This window comes from Kitasatospora sp. NPDC091257 (assembly GCF_044757675.1).
Classification (GTDB): domain Bacteria; phylum Actinomycetota; class Actinomycetes; order Streptomycetales; family Streptomycetaceae; genus Kitasatospora; species Kitasatospora lactacystinica.
This window is the reverse complement of the sequence record NZ_JBIVVI010000406.1, coordinates 1-6929: the sequence shown is the minus strand read 5'-3', so window position 1 is coordinate 6929 and position 6929 is coordinate 1. Positions and strand designations below refer to the sequence as shown.

Here is a 6929-nt window from a genome sequence, read left to right as displayed (position 1 = left end):
GGTGCCGTTCACCCGGGTCTCCGTGGTCCGGGGCACCGGCCGGGCGGCCGGCGACGTCGTCCTGGCCCGGACGGCCCTGGGACCGCTGCGCTTCGACGACCCGATGGAGCTCACCGAGCCGGTCGCCCCCGGCCCCGGGCGGGACGGGCGGTGCCTGCTGGTCAAACGCGGCCGGCCGGTGCGGGGCTGGGCCGAGCTGCGGGTCCGGGCGGTGGGCGGCGGCAGTGCGGCGGTCTGGACGGAGGAGCTGACGGTCGCCGGCGTGCCGCGCCTGCTCGATCCCGTCCTCGCCCGGACGGGGCGCCTGGTCTTCGGCCGGGTGCTGGACCACCTGCTCGGGGCGTAGGCGGCCGGGCGGGAACGGGCACCCGCCGGGTCGCCGTACGGTTCGCCGGCTCGTCGGGTGCCTCTGCCTCCCGGCCCGTCGGCACCCGTTCCGCCCCGTCGATCGCTGCCGTGTCGTCGGACCCGGCCCCGACGGACCCGCCGAGCCCTCAGGGCCCGGCGGCCGTCAGGGCCGCGGCGGTGTCAGCGGTGTCAGCGGTGTCAGCGGGTGATGATGTCGAGGCCGGCGCGCACCCCGACGGTCGGGGAGATGTCGCCAGCGAGGTAGAGGGTGCGACCGTCGGGGCCGAGGCTCAGGGTGGAGGTCAGTCCCACACTCGGCGGGTAAACCGCCTCGGCGGGGACGAGGGCGCCGGCCTCGGTGTCGTAGGAGAGGATCACGCTGGAGTAGTACGGGCCGGGCGGGAACGGTGTGCCCGGGCCCATGATGCCGGAGTTCTGGCTGACCACGTACAGGCGGCGCCCGTCCGGGCTGATCACGGGGGCCCGCAGGGATCCGTGCCCCGGCGCGAAGTGGAAGCCCGAGGTGACGGTGTCCGTCGCGGTGTCGACGATGTAGTCGGAATCGGAGCCGCCGATGCCGTACAGCGTGCTGCCGTCGGGGCCGAGGACCGCGCTGCCGCCGGCCCCGTGGCCCTCGGTGAAGGTTCGGACGGTGGTGAGCGAGGTGGGGGTGGTGGCCAGGTGGACCAGACCGGCCGCGGTGGTGACGTAGGCGTCCTGGCCGTTGGGGCGCAGGACGATCGAGCCGACACCGAAGTCGGCGAGGTCGAGCGAGGCGGTGAACGCCCGGGCGGCGGTGGAGTAGGCGAGGACGCGGCCCGGCCGGGCGCCGTAGCGCTGCTGCGGCCCGCGCTGGGCGAGGTAGACGCCGGCGCCGTCGGGGGCGACCACGAGGGAGCCGACCGTGCCGGGCACGTACCCGTCGGGGCGCGGCTGGTCCGGGATCGGGACGTCGGCGACGACGGTGTCGTCGGCGGTGTCGACGGTGACCAGGCGGGAGGTTCCGACGGCCGCGTACAGCCGGGTGCCGTCCGGGCTGACGGCCAGCGAGCCGACGTAGGTCCACGGGGCCGTGGACAGGGTGAGTCGGGTGGTGATCGCGCCGGTCGCGGTGTCGACGACCTTGAGGACCGTCGTGCGGCCGCTGTCGTCGTCGATGACCCCGACATAGGCCTTGGCACCGTCGGGGGTGACGGCGGCGACCGGGGCCGACCACCCCACGGTGACGGTGCGGGCGGTCCCGGCGGTCACGGCGCTCCCCGCGGCCCCGGCGGTCACCGGCTGCGCCGCGGTGGCGGCCCCGGGCACGAGCGCCAGCAGCAGCCCCGCGCTGGCCGCCGCGCCCAGCCAACGGGCCCTTCTCATGAGCGATTTCACGCGTTCCTCCCCTTGTGCGCACGATGCGTTCGCATCGGCGGCCGCCAGCGTACGAGGTGGCCGGAGCGCGCCGGGGCGGCCTCGGGGGAGCTGGGCGACAAACGCCGACCCGCGGTAGACGCCGCGTCGAACGTTCCTACGGCACATGACAGGGCGCAGCACGCGCGGGCCCTACGCCGGGACCGGCGCGGTTCGCGACTGCGCCGCGGGCGCCCGGCGCCGCCCTCTCCCCCGCTCGGCGTCGGCGGTGCGAGACTCCCTGTCCGGAACGGTCGGCTCGTCGGCGGGGCGGCCGTTCCGTCCGGCCCCTTGCGGGGTCGAAGCGGCCTGCCCCGCCGACGGTGTCACGGACGGGTGATCAGACGGCCTGGAGGTAGAAGAGGTCCGGCGTGCTGTCCTGGACCACCTGGCGGATCTCGTCGCTGTGGTCCGAGGCGGCGACCCACTTGCCGGAGTGCTGGGCCTGCAGCGCGAACAGGTTGGTGCCCGCCACCTTCGCCACCCGGAACGACTGGTTCGCGGGGATGTCGTCGCCGCAGCCGACCGTGAGGATCCAGGTGCCGCTCTCCGTCCCCCATCGGTCGACCGCCATGCACCAGCCGCGCCAGGCGTCCTGGAAGTACACCAGATCGCTGCCGTCGGAGGTGTGCTTGCGACAGACGCGCCACTTCTGGTTCGACTCGTTGCCCCAGAAGTACTGGATGATCGAGCCGTGGTTCCCGGGGGAGAGCGCGACGGTCAGCGGCCGGCTGTTGCCGGCGGTGTTGATGCGGTAGAGCCCGGGATCGCAGGAGTAGCTGCTCGCCGGATCGCCGGCGAGGGCGCCCGCCGACGCGGGGGCGGCCAGGGCCACGGGGGCGGCGGTGAACAGCAGGGCGCCAGCGGCGGCCACCGTGCCGAGGACGTTCAGCGGGCGGCGGGCGCGGGAGCGCTGACGGTGCGGGTGGGGCATCGTGGACTCGCTTTCGCAGTGGGCGGGCCGGGCGGGTTCGGTGGTTCTGGTCATCAGCAGACGAGCCGCGCGCGGGCGGCCGCGCGCAGGGAACCGGCGGTCTCCGGGTGGGCACAGGAGACGGTGCCCAGCTCCGGGACGTCGAAGGTGGTGAAGGAGCCCGGGCCGTTCGGGCTGGTGTTGATCCAGTAGCCGGTACTGCCGGCGCGGGCACAGACGTAGCGCACCCACTGACCGGTGACCTTCCGGGTGCCGCGGTAGAGGCCGTAGTAGCCGGGGCTGTTGAAGTTCACGGTCTCGCTGACGGTGGTGGTGCGGGTGGTCGACTGGGAGTCGGACACCGAGAATCCGACCTTGACGCTCACCTTGGCGAAGATCGCCTTGAATTCGGTGCCGATCTCGGCGCTGGAGTTGACCGTGGTGCTCACCGAGGTGACCTCGCTGAGGGTCTTGGTGTAGCTGCCCGTGGTGCCCGGGACGATCGCGACCGCGAGGAAGTCGGTGATGGTCGGCTCGACCCGGGCCGAGACGACGTCGTCCCAGTAGACGTCACGGGCCGGGTCGCAGGTGGTGGTCGGCGGTACGGGATCGGCGTGCGCGGGCGCGGCGCCGAGGCCGAGTCCGGTCACCGCGACGAGCGCGGCGACCCCCGAGGTGACGACGGTGCGCCTGGTGCGCCTGGTGCGCGAACTCATGAGCATGCTCCTCCGGTGGAAGGGGTGCGCTGCGAGACGCCATGTGCATGACGTGAACCTCGTGAAGGAAATCTTCACGGTCGCGGCGGGGCCGCCTCCATCCCAGATTTCTGGGGGCGCGCGGCGGGGCGCACTCGACCGGGGCGCGGATCAGAAGCGTCCCTCGCCGAGCATGATCCGCGCGGTCAGCTCCTGGCGGCTGCCCACGCCGGTCTTGGTGAAGACCGACTTCAGGTGGTCCTGCACCGTGTACGGCGTCATCGCGAGCAGCCGGGACACGTCCCTGGTGTCACCGCCGCGCACCAGCAGCAACGCCACCTCCTGCTCGCGGGCGGTCAGCCCGAACGCGGCCAGGTGGAGCGGCATCACCTCGGCCGGCGAGGCGAGCGAGGCCACCACCGTCACCGCGTCCTCCGCCTCGCCACCGCGCAGGGCGGCCCCGTGCAGCAGGTACCACCGCTCGTCCCTGGTCCGCACCCGCACCGGGAGCTGCGGTACGACCAGCCCGTGCGCCGTCCGGCGGGCATGCTCGGCGGCCATCGCCACGCTGGTCGGGACGGTGAGCGAGGACGGCGTCGGGTCGGCCAGCCGGGCGAGCAGTTCCTCGGCCGGCCCGGACAGGGCCTGCAGCCGGTTGCGCCGGTCGAGCACCAGCACCGCAGGACCGGGATCCGGCCCGGCCGGAACGCCAACCGCCGCCCCGGCCGGCACGTGGCACGCCCTCAGCGCATGGCCCAGGTGCCGGGCGGCGACGTCGGCGAGCTCACGGTGTCGCTCCAGGTAGGGGCCGCGGTCCGGGGCCCGCAGGAACGCCGCGCACCCCCACATGCCGCCCGCCGCGTCGAACACCGCCCGCAGCTCGTCCCCGAACCCGGCCGGCGCCACCTGCTCCCGGAACCGTACGCTCTCCTCGATCCGCCCCCGGGTCGCCCGGCTCAGCGTCTCGGCGTGCACCCCGCTGCGCCGGATCTTGGGAAAGGTCGCGACGTCGTCCGCCCACACCTCAAGGCGCACGGCGTGCTCGAACTCGTCGAGGGTGAGGTCCTCGCTCTGCACCGAGTTCACCAGCCCGGTGGCGGGGTCCGCGGTGTGCCAGCACACCGCGTCGAACTCCAGCACCGGGCGCAGCAGTTCATCCGCCCGCCGGAAGACCTCCGAAGCCGTCAGCCCCGCCCCCGCGAGCTCCCGCATCCCCTCGATCGCCGACCGTGCCGCCACCCCACGAGCCCTGCATCGCCCCATGCCGGGAAACTAGCATGCCGTTCGCACTCGTACCCACGCGTCCGGGCACGCCCGCCTCCCGCGCACGGAGGTCCGGATCCGCACAGGATGGCGTATCGTCAGAAATGCTCACAGATCATCTGCTTCGCTCTCCGCGCCGCACTCGGGCGGAGGTCCGGCGCCAGTCCAGGTACTGCTGGCGGACGTATGCGCGCGCGTCGTCGCCGTCGGCGGTGACGCCGTCGTGCTCGGTCAGGTTCCCGGCCGCGATCCGTGCCCCCACCGCCTGCCCCGTGTCCTCGTCACCGTCCGCCAGCGCCAGGCGGTCGGCCCGGGCGGCGGTGCGCAGCAGGTACTCGCGCCGCTTGCGGGGCGGGCTCTTGGCGGTGCTCCGGCGGGCGGCCAGGTCCTTCTCCTCCTCCTCGACGCCCGGGGCGTCCGCGTAGGCCTGGGCCGCCGTGGGCACCGTCCCGGCCGGCACGGTGCGCACCGGCCGGGACGGCAGCGGCGGCAGCCCGCGGACGTGGAGCACCTCGTTCGCGAACTCCGGCCGGTCGACGGGGAGTCCGCGCCGACCGAACAGGGCGAACAGTTCGGCGAGGGCGCGCGGTTCGGTGCCGCGCGGCAGGTCGTCCTCGGTGACGTCGATCCGGCCGAGCCGCGGGCCCCAGAACCGGCCCGGCGGGTCCGCGAGGCGCAGCCGGAGGGTGACGTGGTGGCCGCTGGTCTCGACCTCCTCCCCGAACTCCATGGCCAGGCCGCGGATCTCCGACCAGGCGTAGCGGCGCGGAACCAGCAGCCGGACCAGGGTGAGGCCCTGCTCGTCCTCCCGCAGCCAGCAGGTGTGCGGCACCGCGACGGCCACCGCGACGGCGATCAGCGCCCCGATCAGGGTCGCCTCGCCCGGGCCGGTGGCACCGGATCCGACCAGCGCGAGCATCGCCACCACGGCCAGCGCGAGGCCGATCCCGATGTTGCCTCCCCACTGCCGCATGAACGCCAGCCGTACCGTCCGCATCCCGCCCCCTGGTGTCCCCCGGTGTGTGGCTCCAGGCTCCCGGGAGCCGCCGGGCCCGGGCAAGCGTCGGCGGAGAGCTGTGACGGCCCCGTGACGAAGCCTCGGCGCCGCGCTTCGACGGCGGGCTACCGCCCGCGCAGCCGCCGGACGAGGTTACGGGCGGCCCCCGGCCAGCTTGGGTGGTCGAAGGCGAAGCCGGCGTCGAGCAGGCGGGTCGGGACGACGCGCCTGCTCTTCAGCAGCAGCTCGGTGTCGGAGCGCAGCGCGAAGGCGCCCAGCTCGGCCATCCAGCGGGTGGCGGGCAGGGCCAGCGGCATGCCCCAGGCGGCCCGCAGCTCGCGCATGAACTCGCGCTGGGGCAGCGGGTTCGGGGCCGCGAGGTTGACCGGGCCGGTGAGGTCCTCACGGGCGATCAGGAACTCGACGGCGCGGGCGAAGTCCCGCTCGTGGATCCAGGAGACGTACTGGGCGCCGCCCGCGACGGGGCCGCCGGCGCCGAGCCGGGCCAGCCAGGAGAGCGCGTCGAGGGAGCCGCCGCGTTCGGGGCCGAGGACGGCGGCGGTGCGCAGCGCGACCCGGCGGGTGTGCGGGGTGTCGGCCTCCGCCTGGGTGCGCTCCCAGGCCCGGGCGACGTCGATGCTGTGCCGCCAGGCGGGCGGGGCGTCGGGCTCGCTGCCGCCGATCAGGCCGTCCCGCTCGTCGTTGGGGGCGTCGTGGCGGTGGGCGTAGACGGTGGCGGTGCTCATCTGGAGCCAGGACGCGGGCGGGCGGCGGGCGGCCGCGACGGCCTCGCCGACGACCCGGGTCGACCGCACCCGGGAGTCCATCATCTCCTGCCGGTTCGCCTCCGTGTAGCGGCAGTTGATGCTGCTCCCGGCGAGGTTGAGCACAACGTCGGCGCCGTCGATCTCCGCCGCCCAGGCGCCGAGGGTCCGCCCGTCCCAGCCGACCTGCCGGGGCCCGGCGGGCCTGCGGCTCAGTACGACGACCTCGTGTCCGGCGGCGGTCAGGCTCCGGTCGAGCAGCGCCCCGAGCGCACCCGATCCGCCGGGAATGACGACCTTCATGGGCTCCCCCTCGTGCCTCGGTTCCTCGGAACCAGCCTAGCCCACCCTTCTGAACGCGTTCAATTCTACTGTTCGATCCGTTGCCGCTCGATCCGTCCTCGGACCCGCCGTCCGACCCGCCGGCCCGGGCGACTGAAACCGTGCTGAAACCGCGTTGAAGGCGGACCCCGGCAAGCTCCTGGCCATCGGAGAGCCCGCCACGAGGCGGCAGAGCGCTGAAGGAGCACCCGGTATGACCACCACCCCCGTCC

The 6929-nt window shown here is 74.4% G+C and carries 7 protein-coding genes; 1 reads left to right on the top strand and 6 read right to left on the bottom strand.

The features are described 5' to 3' along the window. Positions 1-346 (top strand): SRPBCC family protein (locus ACIQOV_RS19825; protein ID WP_401050099.1); only part of this gene is annotated, 346 nt, incomplete at its 5' end. 200 nt (positions 347-546) lie between these two features. On the opposite strand, the gene ACIQOV_RS19820 is transcribed toward ACIQOV_RS19825, so the two are convergent. The 6 genes from ACIQOV_RS19820 to ACIQOV_RS19795 form a co-directional block, all read right to left on the bottom strand. Further along, entirely contained in the window at positions 547-1713 is a 1167-nt protein-coding gene (locus tag ACIQOV_RS19820; protein WP_401050097.1) for a hypothetical protein, read from the bottom strand. Positions 1714-2083: 370 nt separating this feature from the next. Continuing rightward, positions 2084-2731, bottom strand: a complete 648-nt coding sequence (locus ACIQOV_RS19815) for an RICIN domain-containing protein (RefSeq protein ID WP_401050096.1) — start codon at positions 2729-2731, stop codon at positions 2084-2086. Beyond that, on the bottom strand, positions 2731-3372 hold the full coding sequence (locus tag ACIQOV_RS19810; RefSeq protein WP_401050094.1) for a hypothetical protein: 642 nt from the start codon (positions 3370-3372) through the stop codon (positions 2731-2733). The genes ACIQOV_RS19815 and ACIQOV_RS19810 overlap by 1 nt, the downstream gene beginning before the upstream one ends. Before the next feature lie 150 nt (positions 3373-3522). After that, complete coding sequence (locus ACIQOV_RS19805; RefSeq protein ID WP_401050091.1) at positions 3523-4563, bottom strand: LuxR C-terminal-related transcriptional regulator; 1041 nt, start codon at positions 4561-4563, stop codon at positions 3523-3525. A 166-nt stretch (positions 4564-4729) separates the two neighbouring features. After that, positions 4730-5611: a hypothetical protein gene (locus tag ACIQOV_RS19800; RefSeq protein WP_401050089.1), complete on the bottom strand. Its 882-nt coding sequence runs from the start codon at positions 5609-5611 to the stop codon at positions 4730-4732. 125 nt (positions 5612-5736) lie between these two features. Continuing rightward, positions 5737-6678, bottom strand: a complete 942-nt coding sequence (locus tag ACIQOV_RS19795) for a TIGR01777 family oxidoreductase (RefSeq protein ID WP_401050087.1) — start codon at positions 6676-6678, stop codon at positions 5737-5739. Between the last annotated feature and the right edge of the window lie 251 nt (positions 6679-6929).

Coding starts and splice junctions, on each gene's coding strand:
- ACIQOV_RS19820 (WP_401050097.1), bottom strand. CDS start 1,713: ATGAGAAGGGCCCGTTGGCTGGGCGCGGCGGCCAGCGCGGGGCTGCTG.
- ACIQOV_RS19815 (WP_401050096.1), bottom strand. CDS start 2,731: ATGACCAGAACCACCGAACCCGCCCGGCCCGCCCACTGCGAAAGCGAG.
- ACIQOV_RS19810 (WP_401050094.1), bottom strand. CDS start 3,372: ATGAGTTCGCGCACCAGGCGCACCAGGCGCACCGTCGTCACCTCGGGG.
- ACIQOV_RS19805 (WP_401050091.1), bottom strand. CDS start 4,563: ATGCGGGAGCTCGCGGGGGCGGGGCTGACGGCTTCGGAGGTCTTCCGG.
- ACIQOV_RS19800 (WP_401050089.1), bottom strand. CDS start 5,611: ATGCGGACGGTACGGCTGGCGTTCATGCGGCAGTGGGGAGGCAACATC.
- ACIQOV_RS19795 (WP_401050087.1), bottom strand. CDS start 6,678: ATGAAGGTCGTCATTCCCGGCGGATCGGGTGCGCTCGGGGCGCTGCTC.